Here is a 25,005-nt window from a genome sequence, read left to right on the forward strand (position 1 = left end):
AATAATTTGGTAATGTATAGTCTATAGGAGATAACGGGGAGGGGTTTGGATGATCTCCATGTTTTTAGTTTTTGCTGTTTTCATCTTATTTTATATAAATAAAATGACAAACGCATTATGTTTACAAAAAGAAATACCTGAAGAACGCCAACCTAAGGTGTTTAGAACCATCAATATACTAATCACTATACTGCTGATTTCTTCTTATATTGAGATATTATTTACATAGTAGACAAAGATAAGCGGAAACGGCTCGATCAGAGGCGACAAGCATAAGTTAAACCTACGGGAAAGGCTAACGTTGCCTTTTTGGTAGGTTTAACTTATGACCACGTGCGGGGGGGCTAGTAGCAGTATCAGATAGTATTGACCTCTAAGCAATCCTCATACGATCCCTAGTCATCCTCACTTCACTATCAATGCCTCCATTGACCCCCATAGTAAAAAGCAGACCCGAAAAAAAACGGATCTGCTTATTTTATCTATTTAAATTAGCAAACGTATGCTGCACCAATGATGATCAACAAAATGAATAAAACTACGATTAACGCGAAACCTCCGCCGTAAGCACCTGACATATGCGCTTCCTCCTTTCATGTATGAAAAGCCATATGAGCAAAAGGGGCCAGCCTTTTCTGAAGGTATTGCCCCCTCTTACAGTCATTATCCGATGAATCTATTCCCTGAGGCTAAAATTATAGCCATGCTGCACCCACAATGATTAACAGGATGAACAGTACTACGATTAACGCGAAACCTCCGCCGTAAGCATTACCCATAACTTTCCACCTCCTTTGAAGCGCTAATTTATCTTATTCAAGTTAGTTGCCATTTGTCTTGGAGTAATGTCAAAAATTTAATTTTTTTTTAGCAAATAAATGCGGCACCAACGATGATTAATAAGATGAACAGCACTACGATCAACGCGAATCCGGAATTGTATCCACAGCTCATATTTATTACCTCCTTTTCTCTCTTCGCTCTTATCATATGAAGGAACCTAGGAAATGGGTGTGTAAAATGCCCATTTTTCTGAAGATTAGTTTGGAAAATATTTTTTAAAATGGAAAAAGTGTGTTATAGTATGGTTTGTAGAAATTTGACAAGCTATCAAACGAATATATTGTAGGAGTTGGTCACCATGAAAAAATGGATCATTTCAGTATCTTTGGCTGCTGGAGTCGTTGGACTTGCTGGATGTAGCGGAGACGGTGCAGATGGAAGCAGTGACGTTGTTGCAACAACTAAAGCTGGAGACGTAACAAAAGATGAACTTTTCAAATCAATGAAGCAAAAATTCACTCCACAAATGGAACAAGCCCTTCAGGAACTAGTTTATACAAAAGTACTTGAAGAAAAGTATGATGTGTCTAAAGAGGAAGTTGATGAAAAGCTGAATGAGGCGAAAGATCAATTGGGTCCTCAATTCGATATGTTCTTAAAACAATATAATCTGGATGAAAAATCATTCAAACAGTACTTAAAGCTACAATTACTTCAAGAAAAAGCGGCAATTTCCGATGTGAAAGTAACGGATAAAGAGGTTAAAGATTACTTCGAGAAATGGAAGCCGGACATTCAGGTACGTCATATCCTTGTAGAAGATGAAAAGACGGCTAAAGAAGTAAAGCAAAAATTAGCTGATGGCGCAAAATTCGAAGATCTTGCTAAGGAATACTCCACTGATCCCGGTTCTACTGAAAACGGTGGAAGCCTTGGGTGGGTAGACTACGCTGGTCGTCAAAATTTCGTTCCTGAATTCTCAAAGGCTCTGGACACTCTTGAAGTAGGTAAAGTAAGCGAGCCGATCAAGACAGAATATGGTTTTCATATAATTGAAGTGACAGACAAAAAAGAAAAGAAATCCTTTGACGAAATGAAAAAGGAAATCGAAAAAGAATTGAAGCTTTCCAAAGTGGATCCTCAAAAAATCCAGGAAGCGATGAAAGCTGAAATCGAAAAAGCTGATCTTGATATTAAAGATAAAGATTTGAAGAAATCATTTGATCAAGTATTGAATCCACCAGCGGCTCCTGAAGGCGGAGAAACACCTGCACCTGAAGGTCAAGCCCCAGCAACTGAAAAAGAATAGTAACTTAAAAGGACTGATGGCCATATGTGGCCATCAGTCCTTTTTGATTGATATATTAAGACGTTAGCTGACGTCTTTTTTCTTTCTCCTCTTCCATGCGATGAATATAAACTTCTCCTTCTTTTTCAATCCATTCATCTTCCAGCGTCTTTTCTTCCTTCGCTGATTTTATCGTCATAAAGGCACTCCCGAAAATCCCTGCTACAACCAAATACATCCAAATAGGTAGTGTCAATTGCTTCATCTCCTTGTAGGTTTGTCCTCTTTTATTTACACTATATGAGGACAAGGATGAATTAATGACCATATTATTGAAAAAGGACCCGATCTATTGACCGGGTCCTGTCACTAATCATTTATGAAACGTTGGTTTGTAGAAGGAACGATTATCAAGAGCGAATACTCTTTCTGTGTACTCACCTGGTTTCACCCGTTCAAGGGCACGATCGAGCATATTCATTTTTGCATCCACATTATCAATGTAGTGCAAGATCTCGGCCTCACGGATGAGAGGTGGCTTAGGACTGCCCCACTCCGCTTTACCGTGATGACTTAACACAAGATGTTGAAGGATCATGACTTCTTCCCCTTCTATTCCCAGCTCATCGGCCGCTTTCCCGATTTCATTCACCATAATGGAGATGTGCCCGATTAAATTCCCTTCGATCGTATAGGTAGTCGAAGTTGGACCTGATAGCTCGATGACTTTTCCTAAATCATGAAGGATCACTCCTGCATACAAAAGGTCTGAATCGAGGGAAGGGTACAGTCCTGCTATTGCCTTTGACAGGTCAAGCATCGATACAACGTGATACGCAAGACCGGATACGAATTCATGATGGTTCTTTGTGGCTGCCGGATATTCAAAGAAAGGCTTTTGGTATTTTTTGATCAGATGCCTTGTGATTCGTTGGATATTTGGATTTCTCATTTCAAAAATATACTGAGTGATCTTACTCGTCATTTCCTCCATACTCACTGGAGCTGTTTCGAGGAAATCTGAAATCGCAAAACCGTCTGTTGGAGATGCCGGTCGAATCTGTTTGATCTTTAGCTGACTCTTTCCACGGTAACTATGTATATCACCGACGACCCTTACAATTGTTTCCGGCTGGTAAGCCTTCTCATCCTGCTCAGATGCATCCCAAAGCTTCGCTTCCATATCTCCGCTCTTATCTTGCAGAATCAGCGTTAAAAACGGCTTTCCTGTATTTGTCGTGCCTTTTGTCATTTGCTTGATTAAAAGGGGTAAATCTATCGTCTCACCAACATTAAAATGTGTGATACCAGACATGTCTTCTCCTCCGTTCAACTTTTATCGTGTTTTTAGTATATCATATTTTGATAGGAAACAAGGGTTGAAAGGGCTGGTGAGGGGACTGTTGTGCCAAAATGCGAACTCTCCCTTATAGATCTGTCCCTCTTCTCTCTCACCTATACCAAAAGAAGAAACCGCCTCTAATCAGAGACGGTTCCAACTTAATTCACTAACGTCTTTTTCTGTTTCTTGCTTATCCATACCTTTGTCGCCACCAAGCCTACGAGCATAACGAATGCACCAAAGTAGTAGGGAATGTGAATATTCCACTCAAACAGTGTACCAGCAAGTAAAGGACCTGCGACGTTTCCAAGACTGAGAAACGAATTATTCAGGCCCATCACCGTACCCTGACGTTCACCTGCCAATTTTGAAATCAGGGAGTTTAACGAAGGGCGAAGCATCGAATTCCCAATGAAGAAGACCGCTGTAGTAATCAGGACTCCTACAAAATTAGTGGCAAAGTTCATGATAACAAATCCTAATGCACTAATGAGCAATGAACCGGTCACAACTCTTTCTTCACCGAACCTCTTCGTGGCCCTCCCTACCCCAACCCCCTGGACAAGGGTACCGATGAGTCCGATGATCAAAATGATAATCCCCACTTCCTGAGGCCCATATCCGAAATTCTCCAGCGCATAATAGCTGAAGATGGATTGGAAATTGGCCAAGCCGAAACTCATTATGAAAACGAGCACCAACAAAAATCCGACTGGGCTCATGACAGCATTTTTCATGACTACAAAACGATTCTCTCGCTTTTCATTCAGATCGAAGCTTCTTTTTTCCTTTGGATAGGATTCAGGTAGTATGATAACAGAGACAATGGCAGCAACCGTGGCCGCAATCCCGGCAAAGATAAATGGATAAGAGAGATCAATTTCTGCGAGCCATCCACCAATTCCAGGTCCGATGACGATCCCAAGTCCCATGGAAGCACCAAGAATACCCATGCCTTGACCCCTATTTTCTTCATCCGTTACATCTGAAACATAGGCCATAGCAGTAGGCATTAAAGCTGAACCGAATATTCCTGCCAGGATTCTCGACAGGAAAAGCATCCATAAGCCTGTAGCGAAGGCGAAAATAAATTCAGCCACTGCAAAGCCGATAAGCCCGATCGTAATCAATGGCTTTCTTCCAATTCTGTCAGACAAACGCCCCCAAATGGGAGCAAATAAAAACTGCATAAAAGCAAATACCGCCACCAATGCTCCAAGTGTTTGGGCATTGGCATTGAATTTTTCTACATAGAAAGGAAGAATGGGAATGACCAGACCAATACCAACCATAACGATAAAAAGATTAAAGCTAAGTAGTGCCAGTGGTCCCCGATTTCGTTTCCATCCTTTTGTTTTTGTCATACAAATTGTTCCTTCTTTCTAGCACTCATTTCTCTCCATGCCGACATCATTCTGGTAAGTCAGCAATGGATGCTCTCTCTGATGAAACTCCCTGTAAATTGTACCGAATTCTGAAGCTTATTGCGAGTCGTTCACTTGTAAAATCAGGAGTTGGTGATCGATTCCTCTCCCATCCTTTTTAATAGAATCGTCTCCTCTGTTGTAAACGCTTCTTTGATATGGGGATGACAGGTAAACAATAGCACTTGATGTTGTCTTGCCATTTTCCTTAAAAGTGTCAGAAATGCGTTTGTTCTTTCCCTGTCAAAGTTGACTACTCCATCATCAATCAAAACCGGTAACGAATATTTGTCATGGAACGATTGGATGAGTGCGAAGCGAATAGCAATGTAGAGCTGTTCTTTTGTTCCTTGACTGAGTTCAACTGCGTGAAAGACTTCTCCATCTTTCCTCTCCACTTTGATCATTTCATCTTCCAATAAGTACATGCGATAATAATGTCCTTCAGTCAACTCCCTGAAATTATCCTCTGCCATCTCCAACACTTTGGGCATTTTCGTTTTCTGATACATTTCCATTGTCTTCTTTAATGACATCTGAGCCACAGTGTATTTAGACCAATCATAGGCAAGCTCCTGCAGCTCAGCTTTCTTGCTTTGAAACTCTTGAAGGATACCCGAGTAGCTCTTCCCTTCTTCCAGCATCTTGATTTCATATGAAAGGGAGGCAAGTTCTTTTTGATGGTCGGAAAGATTCATTAAGAGGCCATCTATTTTCTTTGATACACGACTTAGTTCTTTCCTGCTCTCTTCAAGGGAGGGAAATTCAAGAAAGGTGTGAAAAGTTCTTTCAGTCAGCCTTGTCTTCATCCCGCTGTACTGTGACGATAACCTTGTTTTTTCCTCAAATTTAAGAGCCTTTTCTCGAAAGTACATTTCATCAGAGCAATCGGCCGTCAGGAGGAGGGATTTTATTTCATCCCTGATCTTTCTCTCCTCAATCGTATGTTTTTCGATTTCAAAGGAGAGGTACTCTAATTCTGAATCGATATTTTCGTTTGTCAGTTGACGTTTTTCCGCCTCCTGGATGATACTTTTCCATTTCATCAAGGCTTCCTCTATCGTTGTAAACGTTAAAGAATGTCGTTTGAACCATTTCTGACTCTCTTCCTCGTAATCATTCATTTTCCGTACAACATGCATTTCTTCTTCATTCAATTCACCATAGGTTTCATATGCGCCAACAAGTTCTTTCATGTTAGTGAATGCATCCCGTAGCCACTTCCAATGGAAATCTGAAGGTAGGTGCATTGCTTCTTTTAAGTTGGCCATCTCTTCCTCACCAAGCAGAATCGCTTTCTCTACTTCCTTCATTCTGTTCCTTAAATTGTTGATTTTCACCTCCTGCTCTTCCAATGAAAGGATGCGTTGCTTCCATTCATTCCTGTACTCCATTTGCTGCTTCAGGTTATGTTCTGCTTTATCCAAATTGTAACTTTCGTCAACGTCCCCCGGTCGAAGCTCTTTTGCTCTTGCCTTCGTTCTTTGAAGAATGCGGGATTCTTCCCGGAGATTCCCCTTTGCCAGCATCCCTATAGCACAAATAACCAACACAATCAGCAGACTAACACCTGACAAGATGCTATTTCCGTTTACGCCACTCCAAGCACCGAGCCCCAGCAAAAGCAGAAGTGCTGCAGCGCTTAAGACAAGCTGTTTTGAAAAAGAGGATTTCTTTCTCCTATAACGTTCTTCTGCATCTTTCACTTGCATATTCAACCATTGGATCTGGTCATGTGATGCCTTTTGGGATGTGTGGGCTTTGACCTTTCTTTGCAATTCCTGATATTCATCTTCTTCCATTAACCGGTTTTCTAAGATTTCGCATTTTCTCTCTAGGGTATGTCGTTCTTCCTCTTCCCCTTCGTATACCCTTTGCAAGCTTTCCAGCTCATGTATGAGTTTCGTTTGTCGATCTAAGGCTTGTTGGATATGTTCAAACATCGTCAGGCCCGTATCCAATTTTGGTATATCTTCCATTTCAACCTGCAAACCTAATTCCCGGATCGTTTCGTTGATTTTCCTACGAATATTTTTCAATTCTCTGTTCCGTTCTGCGCCTTCTTCTTTCCATTTGAGATAGAATGCCTGTTGTGACAACATCTTTTCCATAAACGGAATATCATCCCTTAAGGATGCGTGGACATCTTCAGACTCTAATTTATGTAACAAGTTCTCTTGTTTAGCTGTCAAGGTCTCCAAATAGGACGTTAGTTGTCTTTCTTCACTCTTCAGCTCATTAAGTCGTTCTAACCCTTTTGATGGAAACTCTATGTCTGCGAGCTGTGAAAGCCGTTCCTTCACTTCCCTGAATTGTACAAGCGTGTCCCAATTTTCATTTACGGAAACGAGATTCTCTCTTCTTTCAGCCAGTACATCCCTTTCTGATTCCTGCGATAGGATCCGTTCTTCCAACAATTGACGCTTCACTATCAAAGGACCATACTGCTCATTTTTTTCTTTTCCTTCCCTTACGTCCTTCTCAAGGGATTTTAATTCCGTCAACACCATATTGATTCGGGGTTTTCGGCCGGATTTCTTAAATAGCTGCTCCCTTTCTTTCTGCCAATCCTGCTCCTTTTGTAAAAGGAAGTCAGTCCCTGTGGAGCCAGCCGAGAAGAGGTAGCGGTTTAGTTCTTCTTTTTTGAGGCGCTGGATGTTTTGAAGTCCCTCAAGGTTGAATGAGAAGATATTTTGATAAGTTGCTCTATCCATTTTCCCAAGCAATTGTTGAAGGGTCTCTTCCCCTTCCGTCCTTCCGTCTTCAAATTGGATGGTTACATCCCCTGTTGCTTTTCCTTTCGTACGCTCAATGCTCACAATCCCATGACTATCGATTTCGCACAAGAGTTTCCCTCCGTACGTAGACGATGATTTCGGCACATATCTCAGAAGTGATTGCTGCTTGGTTGGAAATCCAAATAGAATGCTATGAATAAATGACATGATCGTCGATTTACCTGCTTCATTTTCTCCATAGAATAATTGGATATCCCCTAATCTATAGTGCTTGTTTTCTATTTTTCCATATCCGTAAATATGAAGTTCGAGTAATTTCAACTCCTCCACCTCCATTCTCAGCCTTTATTGTGCAGTAAATGCTCTGTTTCTTCTATTAAAGAGTTCTTATCATCTCCCTCTAGAGGATCTAGAAATCGATAAATGGACGGATGCTCATAGAGTTCTGCAAGGACTTCCTCCCACTCATCCCCAGTCATCGCTTGGAGGGTGAGCATGACTTCCTGTTTGAATGGATCCTGCTCACTGCCGAGACCGATATTAGCAGAACCTTTGCGTATGCTATGGACCCATTTCAACTCCCCTTGCCACTCATAGTCGGATTGAAGCGCCTCTAAGAGATCTCCATTTTCGATTCTAACCCTCATTTCCTGGGACAATGATTCCACATCCGTTAAGACGATTTCAATTAACCTGTCCCCGGTCATAGAATCCATTGACTGGTGAATTCGCTGAAAAACCTCTCCAAACCGCTCTGTCCCTTGAAGGGATACGTTGCACACTTCCCACATCAAGTCATGTGTAGGTATAAACGTGAGCTCTGTATGATGCTGATTCAGTACGACTTCATAGCACCCCTTTGGCCCCGTTTCCTTACGGTGCCTTCCCTGGATGTTACCTGGGTAGACGATAAATGGCTCTTCATGTAAAATACGCCGATCATGTATGTGCCCAAGCGCCCAGTAATGGTACTTCTTCTCCAACAGTTCGTCTATGGAAAATGGGGCATACGTTTCATGAGACGAGTGAATGCTTCCTTCACTTCCATGAAGAATTCCGATCATATAGCGATCGCCTGTCCGTTTAGGGTAGCCTGCAATCCGTCTTTCTTTAATATGCCTTGAACCATAACTAAATCCGGCAATGTCGACCATTGTCCCATTATTAGTGATATGCTGTTTTACTTCTGTCTCCTCTCGGAAGATATGTATATTGTCCGGCATATCGAGCTCTAATCGATGGCTCCCCAAATGATCATGGTTGCCATGAATGACGTAAACAGGAATATTGTTTGCCCTTAAGAGATTACATTGTTTCAGTAACTTGGCCTGAGCCCGAATGCTCCGATCTTCTTCGTCAAACAGGTCTCCGCTTATGATCATGAAATCGATCTGTCTTGCAATCGCCTCTTTAACCACTTTATCAAAAGAGACGAAGGTACTATTTTGAATGCGTTCAAACACCTCATTAGGTAAATGCTTAAGTCCTTTAAATGGACTGTCCAAATGTAAGTCAGCTACATGAAAAAACCGAATACTTTCCATGAAATCCCCTCCCTATTCTACGAATGTACGTTCTTATATTCTTTCATTATATCCTAAAACAGGGGAATATTTCAGTATGTATTCTTAATTTACACGATTCATAGAAAAAGCTGCCTCTAATACCGAGACAGCCTTTCTTCATCCATTATTTTTTTGATGTTAAATCGATTGCTTTCTTAATATCTTTATAGGAATTCGATTTCCCATAAAGAAGGACACCTCCACGATAGACACGTGCACCAAACACGCCTAATAGAGTGATACTCACAAGAAGAAGCAAAATGCCGATGATCGGCTCATACACTGGTAGATTTAGCATCCCCACACGAAGGAACATGACCATCGGCGTGAAAAACGGGATATAAGACGTCACCGTAACGAAGCTTGATTCAGGATTTCCTAGCCCAAACATGGAGATGAAGAATCCAATCATAATCAGGAATGTCATCGGCATGATCATCTGCTGAACATCCTCGATTCTGCTAACAAGTGATCCCAATAATGCGGCAAGTGTAGCGTAAAGAAAATACCCTAGTAAAAAGAATATGATGGCATATATAATGACGCTGATCGACAAGGATTCAAAGCCGAAACCATCAAAAAAACCTCCAACCAACTCATCTTTCTTTCGGATCATCGTAAAATAACCAACTCCGAGGATGACGGCTAATTGAGTTAAACCTACGAGACCGATCCCGATGATCTTGGCAAACATTTGTTTCACTGGAGACACGCTTGAAATAAGGATCTCCATGACGCGCGAACTCTTCTCTGTCGCCACTTCCATAGCGGTCATGTTCGCATATGCAATCACTGAAAAATAAATGAAGAATAAAAGGACATAGACTATGCCCCGTGCCTGACTTAATTCTTCTTCAGACTTTGCTCCTTCAACCAAGGCCTCCTTTTCAAAGACAACCGGTCCGCTTAACAATGTCAATTCTTCACCTGACAGCTCAAGTTTACTGGCAGCTAGAGAAGATTTCACATTTTGCAGGGCAACTTGAAGTTCTCCAGTCACGGTAGAGTCTGATAATGAATTCGATTTAAATAAGGCTTGTGGAAGGCCGTCTGGACTTTCACTCAAAATCAGTAATCCCTTGAGTTCTTCAGATTCGATTTCGCTCTCGATCTTTTCCGTCGACTGGGAGGCAGGTTCTAATTGAAGCTCACTATTCATGACGTTTAGTTGCTGAACGAGTGGCTTATACAATTTGCCCGATTCATCCTGTACTGCTACCTTATTCACCTCATCACCGGTGAAGTTCGAAATCACACTATCAAAATTCGCCAGAAGCACGAGTGCCGCAGCTATGATAACTGTAGATATGATAAACGACTTCGCTTTGAGCTTAGACATATAAGAATGACCGAGCATTAAGAAGAAATTATTCATAAGAGGTCCCCACCTTTTCTATAAAGATATCGTTTAGAGAAGGTTCCTCTAATTCGAATTTACGAAGGAATCCCTTTTGAACCACGTCATGAAAGACGCTTTCTGCTGCTGCCTCTGATTCCACTTGAAGGAGGATCCCTTCTGTTGTTTCCTTCAATTTCACAACCCCATCCTTTCCCTTCAGGAACGTGAGATCAAAGTCTGCATGAATCACTACATTCTTCTTTCCAAAAGAGCGCTTGATTTCCTTCAGCCCGCCATGCACCACTGGACGCCCTTTATGCATGATGCACAAGCTTTCACAAAGCTCTTCCACATGCTCCATGCGATGGCTTGAAAATACGATTGTCGTTCCGTTCTTCTTGATTTCCCTGACGGCGTCCTTCAAGAGCTCGACATTCACCGGATCAAGACCACTAAACGGCTCATCTAAGATCAGTAATTTCGGTTTATGAATGACCGATGCGATAAATTGAATTTTTTGCTGATTTCCTTTTGACAGTTCTTCCACTTTCTTATTCAGGTATTGAGGAACATTGAAACGCTCTAGCCAGTATTCCAATTCCATCAGGATCGTCTTCTTTTCCATTCCCCGAAGACGGGCCAAATAGACGATTTGATCGCTTACCTTCATTTTTGGGTACAGTCCTCTTTCTTCAGGCAAATAACCGATCTCGGGACTTGTGGAATAATCAATCCCTTTCCCGTTCCATGTGATTTGTCCTTCTGTTGCATCTAACAATCCCAGCACCATTCGAAACGTCGTCGTTTTCCCTGCTCCATTCGCTCCAAGAAACCCGAACATTTCACTCGGTGGAATTTCAAGTGATAGCTCGTCAACCGCTGTAAAACTCCCAAATTTTTTAGTTACTTGTTGTATTCGCAAACTCATATCACCATCTCCCTCCTATTACCCATTGATGTCTACACATCATCCTTTTTCTCAATAGTACTCTACGATTCTACTCATAAAAAGGTTTCATTTTCCAATATTTTTTCATTATCAAACTATTTAGACTTCCCAAAAAAATGATAGTATGAAAAAATAAAAGAGTACATACTTCAATACAAAGGGGTAAACAAAAATGAACGTATACAAACTGACGGTTTTTGAAAAAGACGGAAAAAAAATCTTGGATGAATCATTCGAAGCTTCAACTGATAGCGACGCGAAGAAAATGGGGGAAACCATGTTAGAAGAAAAAGGCTATTCTGAGCATACCCACCGCTGTACGTCTCCTCTCGGGAAACTTCTGCTGTTTCATGTATAAGGGGGTCAAGGCATGACAAGTCGCATCATGTGTCTTGTCATGCTTTTTTTATCAAACTCCACAAAAGAAATCATGATCAGCACCAACGAAAAAAGAACCAACCCTCCTAAGGTTAGTTCTTATCAATATTATTCTCCCTTGAATACAGGTCTTCGTTTTTCAACAAATGCCTGAATCCCCTCCTGGTGATCGGATGTTTGACGCATGAGCCATTGACCTTCTTTTTCAAGATCCAGTGCATGCTGGAGCTTGGCTTTGTTCAATGAAACATATATTTCTTTCGTTTTCAACATAGCTTTCGTCGGCGCAGCCAATACCTGTTTCGTATAGCGCTCGATGCCTTCCTCCAATTTCCCTGAAGGAATCGCTTCGTCGACCAGGCCTTTCATCAATGCTTCTTGGCCTTCGAATACCTTTCCGTTCCAAATCAACCGTTTCGCTTTATGTGTTCCCAATCTCTCTTGAAGAAGAAAATGACTTCCTCCATCTGGAATCAAAGCGATGCCGATGAAATTCATGGCGAGCTTGCTGTCTTCTTCGCATAAGATATAGTCGGAAGCGAGAGCGAGACTCAATCCAAGACCTGCAGCTGCCCCATGAATACCTGTTAGGACCACTTTCGGCATGGAATAAAGGGTCATCACCAGTTCACTGATCGTATCCATAATCTCGCTGAACTGCGTCTCGCCACTCAATGAAAGCATGGATTTAATATCGCCACCTGATGAAAACCCCTTTCCTTCACCTGTTAGGACCAATAATGAAATCGACGGATCATTTTTCACTTCCTTCAATGCTGCAAGCAGCTCTCTCATCAGACCGGCATCCAATGCGTTCAGGGATTGAGGCCGATTCAGCTTAAGCCTCGCCACTTTCCCCTCCTTATGTAATTTTACTGTTTCATATTGATTTGACACTGTCAAAAAAATCCCTCCCCTTTCTCCAAGCATAGCGTAAATTTCAAATTTCAGGAACAATTAATTCGAATAGTTTAACTATTCAAACGAGAGATCAATCTCCTAGCCAACCTCTCGTACTGACTATTTTTGTTTCATTTGGTTCTGAACCTGATCACGAAGGGCTCTCTTTAGGAATTTCCCTACGGACGTTTTAGGAATTTCATCAAGGAATAGAATTTCATCCGGCAGCCACCATTTGGCAAACTGCGGCTTCAAGAAATCTATGATTTCCTCTTTGGATACACTTCCCTTGCCTGATTCCTTTAACACGACACATGCAATTGGCCGTTCCTGCCATTCCTCATGGGGAACTGCTACGACTGCGGCTTCAAAGATAAGCTCATGGGCCATGAGTGCATTTTCAAGATCTACTGAAGAAATCCACTCTCCGCCCGATTTAATCAGGTCTTTCGTTCGGTCAACGATTTTAATATAGCCTTCTTCATCAATAGTGACAACATCACCTGTATATAACCAGCCATCTCGGAACGCATCCTGCGTCCTTTCATCCTCATAGTACTCAGAGGCAATCCAAGGGCCCCTTAAGGCAAGCTCTCCCATTTCAATACCATCCCAAGCCACTTCCCCGTCTTTCCCGACGATTTTCATGTCCAAGCCTGGGACCAGGATTCCTTGTTTTGCTTTCAAGTCGAGTTTCTCTTCTTCAGAAAGATCATCATGATAGCTTTTTGATGCAGCGATTACTGCAAGTGGGCTTGTTTCTGTCATCCCATATGCATGCATAAAGGGTATGCCGAATTTCTCTTCAAACGACCGAATCATTCCTTTAGGGGCAGCTGATCCTCCACATAGTACGGAACGAAGACTGGAAAGATCATAATCATTCGTTTCCAGTTCATTTAATAGTCCAAGCCAAATCGTCGGCACCCCTGCAGAAATGGTTACTTTCTCATCCTGCATTAACTGGGCTAGTAACCCCGGCGTGAAATAAGGTCCCGGGAGAACCTGCTTTGTACCGAACCATACCGACGCGAAGGGAAGCCCCCATGCGTTCACATGAAACATCGGTACGACTGGGAGAGCAACATCTCTTTCGCTGACGCCAGTTGTATCAGCGAGCCCTAAAGCCATCGCATGTAACACGATTCCACGATGAGAATAGATGACTCCTTTTGGATTGCCTGTAGTGGCGGAAGTATAGCACATTCCTGCAGGAGAATTTTCATCGATGTCTTTCCTGAATTCGAAGGATGGATCTCCCTCTTCAAGTAATCTTTCGTAGTGATAAACAGGCTCTAAAGACGTCTCAGGCAAGTCTCCATCAGTCATCACAATGAAGGCTTTAACAGTTGATAGCTGGTCTTTAATCTTCTCAATTAGCGGAACAATATCAGGATCGATAAGCAAGACTTGATCTTTGGCATGATTGATAATATAAATGATGTGTTGAGGCGATAGACGAATATTGATCGTATGTAGTACGGCTCCACTACATGGGATCGCAAAGTATGCTTCAAGATGCCGATGATGATTCCAGGCAAGTGTGCCGACCTTATCTCCTTCTTCAATTCCGAGTTTTGATAGGCTGCTTGCCAGTCTCCTCGTCCGTTCCCCCCACTGTTTATACGTGAAGCGGTTGATCCCGGACTCGGTGCGTGAAACAATTTCTTTCTTCGGAAAATATTTTTCAGCTCGTTCTATCATTTGTGTAAGAAGCAGAGGTGTTTGCATCATATTCGATCTCTCCCCTCAATTAGGTAAGCGTTTACAAAAAAATTTACTTTTCTATGTCTATCTTACTAATTCTACTTTTCTAAGAGTAATCCTTTATCTATTATTGAAAAATTCCGGTAATTTATGAGCGACTTCTGGTAACAACTTACATGAGGAAGGACAGGCTCTGATAAAAGTGGGTTCATTAGTTTGTTGATCCTTTCTGGATTCATTAAAATCATCAGGGATATGTAGAATGGAAAAGATGCAACACAATAATACAAGGTGCCAAAGAGAAGCTCATTGGCACCTTGTTTTTATATTATGAAAATAAGTCATTAAGAATCTTGATTTTCTTATCGGTATACTCTTTGAAACCAAGGTTATAGGCGTTTGGCTCTTTCGGGTTCGCAAAGTGCGTGATTTTTCCGGTAGTAGGATCGATAAATTTACTCGCAGCACCGCAACCGATACCAATAATTGTTTGGACTTCTTCCATGATCATGATGTTATAAAGGCTGTCCTGTTCAGGGAGAGCGTAGCCCACATTTTCCAAATTACCGAGAATGTTTTTCTGACGGTATAAGTAATACGGCTCATAGCCATGATCCTTTGTCCATTCTTCAGCAAGGTTCATCATCTTCTCGATTTCCACACGGTCTGCCACCTTGTACTTGTCTTTATTCTTCGTCATTTCAGATGCCCGCTTGAAGGACAAGGTGTGTACGGTCAATGATTCAGGCATAAGCTTTTCTGTTTCATCCAATGAATGCTGAAGCTCTGGAAGCTCTTCACCAGGAAGTCCGATAATCAAATCCATATTGATGTTGTTCATTCCCGAGTTGCGGGATAGATGAAACTTATCGATCGTCTCTTCGACGGTATGGTGACGGCCGATTGCTTTTAATGTTTCCTGTGTGTACGACTGTGGATTGATCGAAATTCGGTCAATATTCCACTTTTTTAGTACCTCAAGCTTATCAGGAGAAATCGTATCTGGCCTTCCTGCTTCTACCGTCACTTCCCTTACTTTGTCCACATCAGGGAAGGAGCGGTACATCTCTTCATAGAGGGCGTCCATTTCTTCTGCTGTGATGGACGTCGGTGTCCCGCCTCCGTAGTAAATCGTGGTTATCTTGACATTATTCTCTTTCAACCAGCGTCCCATTTCTTGGATTTCGTAGTGAAGTCCCGACAGGAACGAATCGACCCGCCCTTGTTTCCCAAGAATTGCATATGCCGGGAAGGTACAATACGCACATTTGGTTGGACAAAACGGGATTCCAATATAAATGCTCACTTCATGTTGCAAATCATAGAGATCGGGAACAACGGATAATTGGCGATCTACGATGTTTTGCATCAGCTGAATTTTTTCATCGGTAATGAGGTATTCTTCTTTTAACTTCGTATGAATCTCTTCTTGAGGCATACCGAGCTTGGTCTGTTTATGTAGGAGCTTGGTTGGACGGATTCCTGTTAAGATCCCCCACTTTTGCCTGATACCCGTAAAGTCTTGCAGTACATTTAAATACACATGAGAAACTGCGGTTTTCAGCTGTCTAAACCTTTCTTTCTCATTCTCATAAGGTGCCCAACCATGCTCATACTGAGCAACGTATGCCTCTTCCGAAGACATCTTTGTTAGTAAAGCTTTCGCTTCTATCTTGCTTTCTATTGAAAGATCTATATGGACTTGAAGTCCAGGATTATCACACATTCCAAAGTGAATCACTGTCTCTTCAAAAAATAAATTCGCAATTAATCTCAGAGGACGCTCGAAACGCTCATCCTCGATTCCTCTTATCAAAACATTCACTTTTTAATCACCTTTCACCAAATCTAATAAGCTTTTATAAGTGTACAGAACGGGATGGGAATGGTCAATGGTCCCAAGACTCACCGTAACAAAAACGGCACTAGGCATTTCCTTAGAAAATGCCTAGTGCCTGGTATCTGGTTATGATTTGATAATGTTCATTTTTTTCAGGAATGGGATAGGGTGCTGTTTTCTAAACAGCTCTGTTACGAAGTATGGAATCCCTTTTTCACTCTGGCTTCGGGTGATCCAGTTAGCCGCTTCCCTCACTTGACGTGGGGCATCCCCCATGGCGACACCTAGACCGCAACATTCCATGGAATCGATGTCATCGATTCCAGAACCGACCATTACGATCTGATCCTTCTTCACTCCAAGCCGTTCAGACAGGTACATTAATCCCCGTAGCTTTGATGCTCCCCTCGGAACAATATCCAGTTTATAATCTGATGTCGGGATTGCGTCCACTTCCTCATACATTCCTTTTAACGAGCCCACAACATCCCAAACATCTTCTTTATGTTCCATGATGACGGATATCTTCGGGACCGACATTGGATTTTCCAAGAGATAATCACTTACTTTGTCTACATACTGTTTGCTATAAAGTAATCTGGATTCCCTTTGCCAGGAAACCTGTGCCATATCCTTGGCCTGAGTATTGGCCTTGCCAACGATAGACCGCTTTTCGTGAGATAAGTGGACTTGACTCGAGAAACCTTCCAGAAATTGCGCGATTTCATAAGTAATGTCTTCGGCTATCTTTTTCACAAACATCGGTTTTTCAAGTTCACCTGCTATATAGCACCCACTATGGGTGACGAGCGGGCTATTGAGCTTTAGGGCTTTGGCTACTTTTTTTGCTGAAGCAAAGCTTCTGCTCGTAACCAAAGTGACCGGAACCCCTTTATCTTGAACGTACTCAATTGCTTCCTTTGTTTCCTTTGCAATTTTTCCGTTTTCATTTACAATCGTTCCATCAATATTCAATGCCAGCATTCGATAGATCATCATGGTGTCCCTCCTATATGTTGTCTACTCCCTTTCTTTACTTTTATGAAGAAGATTAGACAAATATGACAAGGGGTGGGGGAATTCAGAAATATTGGTTTATGCCACCATTTTACGTGGAGCGAAGACGTATTCAGGGTGAAAATGAGATGCTAAAAGATGAAAATGGTGACTCTTCCAACCAAAAAAAAGACCGACTTCCCGTCAGGAAGTCAGTCCTTTTCTTCTTATAATTATTTCTGCATGGAACCATAAAGTTCTTCAAGTGGCTTCATGATGACTTTGTTTAAATCATTGATGACCATGCTCATGCGTTGCTCTGCTTCCATAAGCTTAGCAATTTTTTCATGTTGTTGAACAAGTTGAGCTGTCTTTTGAGCTTGCTCCACTTCTTCCTGGGAGATTTCTTCGCCGCTCATTTGCTTTTGTTGAAGTGTCATTTGAATGTTTCTGAAGTTTTCGAACATCTTGCTAGCAGATTCGTCATTGTTTACTTCATCATACATTTTCTTCAGTTCTAGAAATTCATCGCTTTGACGCATTGCACTTTCTAATTCGTTCGCTTGATCGTATAAGTTAATAGCCAAAATACGTACCTCCTATAATTTATCTCTATGTTTCCTCCATCACTATAACAAACTATAGAGTGAATTTCTAGGATGAACCCTTATAGGACAAAGAATCAAGAGATCAAGAGGGCTATCATACCTTGAACGATCCCGATCACTCCCCCGAGTAAAGCCCCTAAGTAGGTAATCATCTTAAACTCACGACGGGAAATGCCCAGAACCAATTCTTCCAATCGTCCAACAGAGAAAGATTCAACTTGTTCTTTCACGATATGCTGAAGATGCATTTTCTCCATCAGGTTTGGAATCTTCTTCGATAAGAGGTCCGTCCCTCTATCCACCCATTTAGGTAGTTGGATGTTAAGGAAGGACTGCTTGTGGGGCTCCAGCCAGTGGCTTAGTGGCTTTGACATGTGTCCGTCGATGTTCACGAGTTTAACCAGGGATGTTTGGGCTGTTTCGATCATGTCCTCTTCCGGTAATCGGTAGATGAATTCCTCAAGCTTCATTTGTTTCAGTTTCGCCCACTCATTTGTTAGCAAATTAAAGAGGATTTCCTGTGTTCCTTCATGCTTGATGAACTTTACAATTTCAGGCTGTACTTTATCTGCAACCGACGTGTTACCAAGGAACATACCAAGCATATTCCCAAGCATCCCCCGTTCTTTAAGAAAATCGTCGATCATGATTTTCACTTTCGCTTTTCCTTCCGTGCTCGTGAAATATGTTTCCGCCCTGTTTGCGATGAAATCAACAAGCTTCGGAATGCTTTCTGACACTTTTTCCTGCCATCTTTCCGGAAGAGCTTCTTCCAGTGTTCTGGAAGTATACGTTGATTTAGCAGCCTTCACCTTTACAGAAACCCACTCTTCTAGCCACTCATTCATTCGTTCTGAAGAAATGGGTATGTGGAGGATGTCCAGCCATTCATTCACCGTTTTATCTGATGTGAATACCGGCTGTAACTCTTCAGATAACCAAAGCGTTACATCTTTTTGGAACTCATCGTTCATCACTTTCTTCTGTAGACTTTCAGGGGTGATTAAATGATCCACCACCATCTTCCCCAGTTGTTCCGCCAATTCTTCCCTGCGTTTCGGGATCAACCCTGGTGTGAACGGAACTTTATATTTACCAATATAGTAAGCCCGGTATGGCCTGAATAACATTTTTATCGCTAATGAATTGGTGATCCCTCCAATAAGGGCTCCTACAATAACCATGAACAGTACTAGGATGAAAGCATTTAGCATGAGTGCACCTTCCTTTTCTACTTCTCTCGTTTGAACATTTTGCCCAGGTTTACATAGAATGCTATATCAACCTTAGCCCAATAAATCATTATAGAATCAATCTAATGGGTTATGCAAACGGGGAATGCCGGATGAAGATAAAATGTTCATTTATTTCTAGAAAAAACACAAGTGATCATCATCATTTGTATATACCAAAAAGGATGATGAATCAAACTCTCTTTCAACGGCATATGACGTTGAGGTTTGGAGATTCTCTTCTCAATGTAACATGTATAGAAACAAAAGCTGATTCTTTACAGATTATGTTGGATACGTGTGATTCATTATTCTCTTCCATACCAAACCTGGAAAATATATGGATTTCAATTGATTCGAGGCGGTCCTTGATTCATATGGGACCGGTTGTGGCTCTATTGATCAATCAGTTTACACTAACTGGGGTACATTCACACTCTTTAAAAGGATATTTTACAGAGTGTCAGAACTGGTTTCAACGAAAAGGTGGATTTTTCTACCTTCTTCCCCTCTCATCCTTTATCGGAAATAAGTCCGAAGGTGTGGCGTTTGACGGACAGGATTGGAAACTCTCTCAGCTTCCTGCCCCCCACGTCATATACAATCGATGCCATTCCCGGAAAGCAGAGGGAACCCCTCCCTACGACAAAGCTCTAACACGCACTGAGGAACAAGAAATCCATGTATTCAATTCAAGATTCCTTTCGAAAGATGAAGTTTATGATGCATTAAAAGATAGTCCAGTTCTATCAGAGCACCTGCCCAAGTCTGTAAAGGGATTGGATTCATTGGAGGAGATGCTCACTTTATATAAGGACGTTTTTGTGAAGAGGATAAATGGAAGCAAGGGACGCTACATCATGCGTATACAAAAGAACGACAGCGATTTTCTTATGCATCAAAATTCTTTTTCTGATGAGAGCCCTCTCACCTTCCACACCTTCAACGCTCTATCTGTGCAGATTCGTTCATGGTGCAAACGGTCTTCTTACTTGGTTCAAGAAACGATTCCCTTCCTTACAGTTGAAGGGTGTTCTTTAGATTTCCGATTTCTATGTCACTTGAATCAAGAGGAAGAGTGGGAGATCATCTCTTCTATTGCGAGGGTATCTTCCAAGGATCAGTTCGTGGCGAACGTGGATCAGGGTGGGCGCATTGAAAAGCCCTTATCCGTCTTGAACACTCTCTTTTCCCAAAAGCAGAGTATAGCAATTGCAAACGAAATGAGGCAGTTATGCAAATCTTCCGCAAAGCTTCTTTCTGAAAGCATAGATGGTCATTTTGCAGAATTCGGCATGGATGTTGGGATTGACGGAGAAGGGAAACCATGGCTGATTGAAGTCAACTCCAAGCCTTCGAAACGAACGTACTTGGATAATGATCGTATTCGTCCCTCTGTTAAAGCACTGTATGAATACAGTTTCACCAAATGGACATTTAAGGAGGAGTAACATCATGAATCATTCATTAGGCATCATGACCCTCACCCCAGAAGAGACGAACAGTTACTTTCTAGAAATAGCGAAGGAATCCCTCTCCCATTCTATAGACCTTTATCTGTTTTCTCCTAAAGGCATTTCTCCACTAAACGAAACGGTGGAAGGATTTCATTATAATCGTTTGTCACAGAAATGGGAGGAAGAAGCGTTCAATATCCCCGCTTATATTTATGATCGAACCTACTATCAGAAGGATATCCAATCCAGGCAGGCAAAGGCAGTCGTGCAATGGTTAAAAAATCAGAAGCAGATCCGATTTCTCGGTTACGGATTACCCAACAAATGGCACTTGTATGAAAAACTTAAACATACCTCCCTCGCCCCCTATATTCCTGAAACCTTTCTTGTTAGCGATAGAATTCATTTATTAAATCTTTTGATCCAACATAAAGATATAATAATCAAACCGGTCGATGGCGCTCATGGATATGCCGTTTACCACCTGAGTTCCCGTTCTCAAGAAATCGTCGTACGAACAACTAAGAAACAAGGGATCATGGAACAATCATTCCCAAGTAAAGAGATATTTCTTAAATGGGTGGATCGCATTTTCAAGAAACACACATTTATTTGTCAAAAGCGCCTTCCTAATCTGACGAAAGTAGAGGCCCCCTTTGATATGCGTATCCTCCTGAATAAAGATCGTAACGGAGAGTGGAGGGAATTCCAACGGGCCATCCGTGTTGGGGAAGAAAAAGGCATTCTGACAAATATCAGTCGAGGAGCAACCTATCATTCTTTCACCCACTGGAAGGAAGCCCATAGTTCAATTCCATGGAGGTTCATGGAAGAAGAGATTACCGGCATCCTTGATGAAATGCCTTTACTCCTCGAAGAGAATTTTTCAGATCTATTTGAAATTGGTGTTGATTTAATCATCGGGGAGGATCATTCTTTGTGGATTCTGGATATGAATTCTAAACCAGGTCATAAAGTGGTTGGCGCCCTTGAGCCAGATAAGCTTTCCTCTTTATACAATGCACCTTTGGATTATTGTGATTTTCTATCCTCTCAATCTCTATCATCCTTAAGAAGAGGTGACTTCTAATGCTTAATACGTACAAAGTCGACCATTTTCAAGATGAAGAAAGCATACTCTACCTTCCTTCCGGGTTTAGGTTGGACGACGACAAATTGCCTCATACAGTGATACTGGGAACGGCAAGACAATCTGCTTCATGCAGCCGTCATCCAAATGGTCGCAATGTAATCGGCATCAGCTCTGAGCTAGCCAAGAGGTTGCATCTTCCTTCTAAGGTGGATTCACTCTCCCTCTTTTGTAAAGAAGATTGTTTATATGCTGGTGTGCTGATTGGCATTTTCACTGCTGGGTTCACAAGCTTTCGGTTAAGCCCAATTGGTGAGCGTTCTTACTTTTTCAAGAAGCTCTTATCTGTTCAATCGTCCTTGGGCGTCATACCTTTTGTTTTCGGGGAGCGTCATATCGATTGGGAGAACGGACTAATCAAGGGTTATTTCCACTTTGGGGATGGGTGGGAGATCGAGGATATTCCCTTTCCCAATGTGATATATGACAGACTTCCAAACCGTCGCAGCGAGAAACGTAAAACTTATCAAAGCATCAAAGACAGACTGCAAAGAGAGTATGGCATTCCTTGGTACAATCCTGGATTCTTTAATAAATTGGACCTGTTTGAGCGCTTGGAAAATGATGAGTCTGTTCAGCACTATCTACCTGAAACTCATCGCTTCCAATCGTTCGATGAAATGGAACGCATGCTCTCGATCCATCACCATATCTACCTAAAACCAAAAAACGGAAGTCTCGGTAATGGGATTCACAAGATTACGTATAGTCGTTCATCCCAGGAATATTTCTGCCGTTTCAGAGATCAAGAACAAAAAAACCGATTACTTAAATTCAAAACCTTAGAACAGCTTACCAACACAGTCTTCAAAAACCGTAACCTGGACGCCTTCATAGTCCAACAGGGCATTTCCTTACTGAAGGAGAATAACCGTGCTATCGATTTTCGGGTGCATACGAATAAAGATGAGGAGGGAAATTGGCAAGTGAGCGCAATGGCGGGGAAAGTGGCCGGGTCAGGAAGCGTGACGACACATGCCAATAACGGGGGGGAAGTGAAAATCTTATCTGAGCTGTTCACAGATGATGCCGAACGGAAATCTATTGAAGATTCACTAAAGGAAGCAGCTTTAACACTTTCCCACTCCATCGAGCATAATCTTGAAGGATTCATTGGAGAAATCGGATTTGATTTCGGAGTCGACGAGGATCAGCAAATATGGATGTTTGAGGCAAACTCAAAGCCTGGAAGATCGATCTTTTCTCATCCCGAATTGAAGAGTTTTGACTTATTAACAAGAAGACTTGCCTTATCATTCGGGATCTTTCTTACTCAACAGAGCTTGAATAACCCTGAGGAAATGATTCCATGAACATTCTGTATGACCGTGGTAAGAAGACCTTCTTTCACGGGGAGGATTCCATTACAACCTTTGGATTTGCGAAAAGTTCCTTTCTCCTCTCCTCTAAAGATCCCAACGAGTACTATGAATTTGTGATTTCTCCCAAAAAGAAAAACATTCCTTCCATTCCATTGATAGGGATCGTTTCGAGTAAGGAAGGAAGGAACAAATATAAGGGGAACTTTGAATTATTCCGAGCGATACAACAGGATGTAGAACAGGCTGGTGGCATTTGTTTCGTCTTCTCACCGCAAGATGTATTTGGAGATACCATTGCTGGAATCATCTACAATCAGCCCTTAAATAAATGGGTCAAGTGCCTGTTCCCTGTTCCGAACGTCATATATAATCGGGTGCCCTCGAGGCTTGCCGAGCAAAATCATGCATACGAAAAGTTTCTCGATTTCATCCAGAAGCATAGGATCCCCTTTTTCAATCCTCATTTCTTTAACAAATGGGAAATTCATGAGCTTCTATCTAAGAATCAAGCTCTTCAGGCATACTTGCCTCACACTGAACGAATAACAGATGAAGAGTCCTTTATTCATTTCCTTACCACCCATAAGAAAATGTATGTGAAACATTCCCTCGCTTCCCAAGGAAAAGGGATCAGATTGATTGAAATCGACTCCTCAGGCCGAATTCTTTGTAAAAGCATCAAAAAGATAGAGAGGTTCGTGAACGTATCCCGACTCCTTCAAACATACAGAGATTGGTTTACAAGTAACCACTGGATCGTGCAGGAAGCGATCCCTTGTAAAACCTTACATGACCATCGCTATGATTTCCGAATATTAGTCCTTCATACAGGGGAGGATTTCCGGTTGATTGGTATAGGAGTCCGCATGTCACAGCGGCAGGAAGTCACTACCCATGTACCTACTGGAGGAAAGATCATATCTCTGAAGGAAGTCGCAGACACCCAGACAAAAAAAGAAATTTCCCGGATCGTTCAAGTATGCGGTGGGGAGTTGGCCAAATCCTTTGGCTATGTCGGGGAATTTTCCATCGATCTTGCCCCAAGGGAGCAAGAGGGATTCGTGTTATTCGAAATCAATTCAAAGCCCATGAGCTTTGATGAAGAGGAAATTGAAACCAATAGGAGAAAGCAGCTTGTCCGCACATTCTTTACCCTTAGTGCGAAAAACATTGAAGGTTGAATCTTCGTGGATCACACAAGGTTCAACCTCTTCTTGTACACTTATCTCAAGGAATTATAAATAGTTGAAAATCTTGTAGCATGCTCCTGTTCGTCCGTCATGGCAATAAATAGTGGCTTATACGCTTGTTGATTCGGGATTTCCAGCAGCATATCCCGATAAAACTCTGCCCCCTCCAGTTCATCCTTCAACGCACGTAACACTCCTTCTTTAAAGGTCGTAAACCCCACTTTTTCTTTCTTATGGTCGTAATACTCCCCGGTTAATAAGTAATGAAGATATTGAAACATTTCATAATGCTCTTTCTCATCCTTCTGTGCATGCTCTATAAACTCCACATATAATGGATTATTCGTACGGACTTTTAACTCTTTATAGAAATAATAACCTGTCCATTCATCACTTATCGCTTTTTGTAAATCACGAATAAACGAATTCATCCTTCGTCCCTCCTCTTTCTCTTCAGTAAATTCTATTAGAGGAAGATTCCATTTATGATACATTTCAAGGCCAATACTACACAGCCTGAATTAAAACGTTTACAATATGAATGGAGGTGATGAACGATGATCCAACATTTTCAATTCAAAAATATGTTTGAAAATAAGCAGCTACCAGGCTGGACGTTTTCGTTTTTTTTCAACGGGGTGAAATACACAGGCAATTACCATAAAGACGGCCGAATCGAATGGACAGGTGCCACCCCTCCAGAAGAGAAGGAAGATACACTCAAGAAACAGTTGCATGAACTGATGCTTTTCCATGTTTATGAATGATGGAACGTACATAAGATACCTGGAGATAAA

Annotated in this window: 25 protein-coding genes; 8 read left to right on the forward strand and 17 right to left on the reverse strand. The window is 41.8% G+C overall.

Going from position 1 to position 25,005, the window contains the following annotated elements:
* Positions 1-49 precede the first annotated feature (49 nt).
* A complete protein-coding gene (locus FGG79_RS22110; RefSeq protein WP_138777330.1) occupies positions 50-229 on the forward strand; it encodes a hypothetical protein in 180 nt (59 codons plus the stop codon).
* A gap of 262 nt (positions 230-491) precedes the next feature.
* Here FGG79_RS22110 and FGG79_RS08845 read toward each other — a convergent pair whose 3' ends face one another.
* From FGG79_RS08845 to FGG79_RS08855, 3 genes are all read right to left on the reverse strand, one after another.
* Positions 492-578, reverse strand: a complete 87-nt coding sequence (locus tag FGG79_RS08845) for a YjcZ family sporulation protein (protein ID WP_082051156.1) — start codon at positions 576-578, stop codon at positions 492-494.
* A 117-nt stretch (positions 579-695) separates the two neighbouring features.
* Positions 696-779 carry a YjcZ family sporulation protein gene (locus tag FGG79_RS08850; protein ID WP_032089274.1) on the reverse strand — a complete coding sequence of 28 codons (84 nt, stop codon included), beginning with the start codon at positions 777-779 and terminating at the stop codon, positions 696-698.
* An 88-nt stretch (positions 780-867) separates the two neighbouring features.
* Positions 868-954, reverse strand: coding sequence for a YjcZ family sporulation protein (locus FGG79_RS08855; RefSeq protein WP_138777695.1), 87 nt, complete (start codon positions 952-954; stop codon positions 868-870).
* A 187-nt stretch (positions 955-1,141) separates the two neighbouring features.
* Here FGG79_RS08855 and FGG79_RS08860 point away from each other — a divergent pair, with 187 nt between their 5' ends.
* Positions 1,142-2,092: a peptidylprolyl isomerase gene (locus FGG79_RS08860; RefSeq protein ID WP_138777331.1), complete on the forward strand. Its 951-nt coding sequence runs from the start codon at positions 1,142-1,144 to the stop codon at positions 2,090-2,092.
* 55 nt (positions 2,093-2,147) lie between these two features.
* Here FGG79_RS08860 and FGG79_RS08865 read toward each other — a convergent pair whose 3' ends face one another.
* The 7 genes from FGG79_RS08865 to FGG79_RS08895 all read right to left on the reverse strand — a co-directional run bounded on the left by FGG79_RS08865 (position 2,148) and on the right by FGG79_RS08895 (position 11,407).
* Positions 2,148-2,327 (reverse strand): sporulation YhaL family protein, encoded by a 180-nt coding sequence (locus FGG79_RS08865; RefSeq protein ID WP_219165677.1) that lies wholly within the window; start codon positions 2,325-2,327, stop codon positions 2,148-2,150.
* Between the two features lie 117 nt (positions 2,328-2,444).
* Positions 2,445-3,386 carry a 3'-5' exoribonuclease YhaM gene (yhaM, locus tag FGG79_RS08870; protein ID WP_138777333.1) on the reverse strand — a complete coding sequence of 314 codons (942 nt, stop codon included), beginning with the start codon at positions 3,384-3,386 and terminating at the stop codon, positions 2,445-2,447.
* A gap of 185 nt (positions 3,387-3,571) precedes the next feature.
* Entirely contained in the window at positions 3,572-4,777 is a 1,206-nt protein-coding gene (locus tag FGG79_RS08875; protein WP_138777334.1) for an MFS transporter, read from the reverse strand.
* 143 nt (positions 4,778-4,920) lie between these two features.
* Complete coding sequence (locus FGG79_RS08880; RefSeq protein WP_171050845.1) at positions 4,921-7,896, reverse strand: AAA family ATPase; 2,976 nt, start codon at positions 7,894-7,896, stop codon at positions 4,921-4,923.
* A 17-nt stretch (positions 7,897-7,913) separates the two neighbouring features.
* Positions 7,914-9,119: a metallophosphoesterase family protein gene (locus tag FGG79_RS08885; RefSeq protein ID WP_138777336.1), complete on the reverse strand. Its 1,206-nt coding sequence runs from the start codon at positions 9,117-9,119 to the stop codon at positions 7,914-7,916.
* A 145-nt stretch (positions 9,120-9,264) separates the two neighbouring features.
* The gene (locus FGG79_RS08890; RefSeq protein ID WP_138777337.1) at positions 9,265-10,515 is read right to left on the reverse strand and encodes an ABC transporter permease; all 1,251 of its coding nucleotides are present in this window, start codon (positions 10,513-10,515) and stop codon (positions 9,265-9,267) included.
* Entirely contained in the window at positions 10,508-11,407 is a 900-nt protein-coding gene (locus FGG79_RS08895; protein WP_138777338.1) for an ABC transporter ATP-binding protein, read from the reverse strand. The genes FGG79_RS08890 and FGG79_RS08895 overlap by 8 nt, the downstream gene beginning before the upstream one ends.
* A 193-nt stretch (positions 11,408-11,600) precedes the next feature.
* Here FGG79_RS08895 and FGG79_RS08900 point away from each other — a divergent pair, with 193 nt between their 5' ends.
* Positions 11,601-11,786, forward strand: a complete 186-nt coding sequence (locus tag FGG79_RS08900; protein ID WP_138777339.1) for a YhzD family protein — start codon at positions 11,601-11,603, stop codon at positions 11,784-11,786.
* A gap of 128 nt (positions 11,787-11,914) precedes the next feature.
* Here the strand turns inward: FGG79_RS08900 and FGG79_RS08905 are convergent, their stop codons facing one another.
* From FGG79_RS08905 to FGG79_RS08930, 6 genes are all read right to left on the reverse strand, one after another.
* Complete coding sequence (locus FGG79_RS08905; RefSeq protein ID WP_171050846.1) at positions 11,915-12,709, reverse strand: enoyl-CoA hydratase; 795 nt, start codon at positions 12,707-12,709, stop codon at positions 11,915-11,917.
* 117 nt (positions 12,710-12,826) lie between these two features.
* On the reverse strand, positions 12,827-14,440 hold the full coding sequence (locus FGG79_RS08910) for a long-chain fatty acid--CoA ligase (protein WP_138777341.1): 1,614 nt from the start codon (positions 14,438-14,440) through the stop codon (positions 12,827-12,829).
* Between the two features lie 301 nt (positions 14,441-14,741).
* Entirely contained in the window at positions 14,742-16,238 is a 1,497-nt protein-coding gene (locus tag FGG79_RS08915) for a coproporphyrinogen III oxidase (protein ID WP_138777342.1), read from the reverse strand.
* A 141-nt stretch (positions 16,239-16,379) separates the two neighbouring features.
* Positions 16,380-17,252, reverse strand: a complete 873-nt coding sequence (locus FGG79_RS08920) for a Cof-type HAD-IIB family hydrolase (protein WP_346764033.1) — start codon at positions 17,250-17,252, stop codon at positions 16,380-16,382.
* A gap of 230 nt (positions 17,253-17,482) precedes the next feature.
* On the reverse strand, positions 17,483-17,836 hold the full coding sequence (locus FGG79_RS08925) for a YlbF/YmcA family competence regulator (protein WP_138777343.1): 354 nt from the start codon (positions 17,834-17,836) through the stop codon (positions 17,483-17,485).
* Positions 17,837-17,931: 95 nt separating this feature from the next.
* Positions 17,932-19,071: a DUF445 domain-containing protein gene (locus tag FGG79_RS08930; RefSeq protein ID WP_138777344.1), complete on the reverse strand. Its 1,140-nt coding sequence runs from the start codon at positions 19,069-19,071 to the stop codon at positions 17,932-17,934.
* A gap of 131 nt (positions 19,072-19,202) precedes the next feature.
* Here FGG79_RS08930 and FGG79_RS08935 point away from each other — a divergent pair, with 131 nt between their 5' ends.
* Genes FGG79_RS08935 through FGG79_RS08950 form a run of 4 tightly spaced genes read left to right on the forward strand, consistent with a single transcriptional unit; the run spans position 19,203 to position 24,199 of the window.
* On the forward strand, positions 19,203-20,540 hold the full coding sequence (locus tag FGG79_RS08935) for a YheC/YheD family endospore coat-associated protein (protein ID WP_171050847.1): 1,338 nt from the start codon (positions 19,203-19,205) through the stop codon (positions 20,538-20,540).
* A gap of 4 nt (positions 20,541-20,544) precedes the next feature.
* A complete protein-coding gene (locus FGG79_RS08940; protein ID WP_171050848.1) occupies positions 20,545-21,636 on the forward strand; it encodes a YheC/YheD family endospore coat-associated protein in 1,092 nt (363 codons plus the stop codon).
* Positions 21,636-23,009 (forward strand): YheC/YheD family endospore coat-associated protein, encoded by a 1,374-nt coding sequence (locus tag FGG79_RS08945; protein WP_138777347.1) that lies wholly within the window; start codon positions 21,636-21,638, stop codon positions 23,007-23,009. The genes FGG79_RS08940 and FGG79_RS08945 overlap by 1 nt, the downstream gene beginning before the upstream one ends.
* A complete protein-coding gene (locus tag FGG79_RS08950) occupies positions 23,006-24,199 on the forward strand; it encodes a YheC/YheD family endospore coat-associated protein (protein WP_138777348.1) in 1,194 nt (397 codons plus the stop codon). Before FGG79_RS08945 ends, FGG79_RS08950 begins: the two co-directional genes overlap by 4 nt.
* A 41-nt stretch (positions 24,200-24,240) precedes the next feature.
* Here FGG79_RS08950 and FGG79_RS08955 read toward each other — a convergent pair whose 3' ends face one another.
* The gene (locus tag FGG79_RS08955) at positions 24,241-24,639 is read right to left on the reverse strand and encodes a ferritin-like domain-containing protein (protein ID WP_138777349.1); all 399 of its coding nucleotides are present in this window, start codon (positions 24,637-24,639) and stop codon (positions 24,241-24,243) included.
* A gap of 126 nt (positions 24,640-24,765) precedes the next feature.
* Here FGG79_RS08955 and FGG79_RS08960 point away from each other — a divergent pair, with 126 nt between their 5' ends.
* Entirely contained in the window at positions 24,766-24,975 is a 210-nt protein-coding gene (locus FGG79_RS08960) for a YheE family protein (protein ID WP_138777350.1), read from the forward strand.
* Positions 24,976-25,005 lie beyond the last annotated feature (30 nt).

The organism is Bacillus sp. BHET2 (assembly GCF_005938125.1).
GTDB lineage: Bacteria > Bacillota > Bacilli > Bacillales > Bacillaceae_B > Rossellomorea.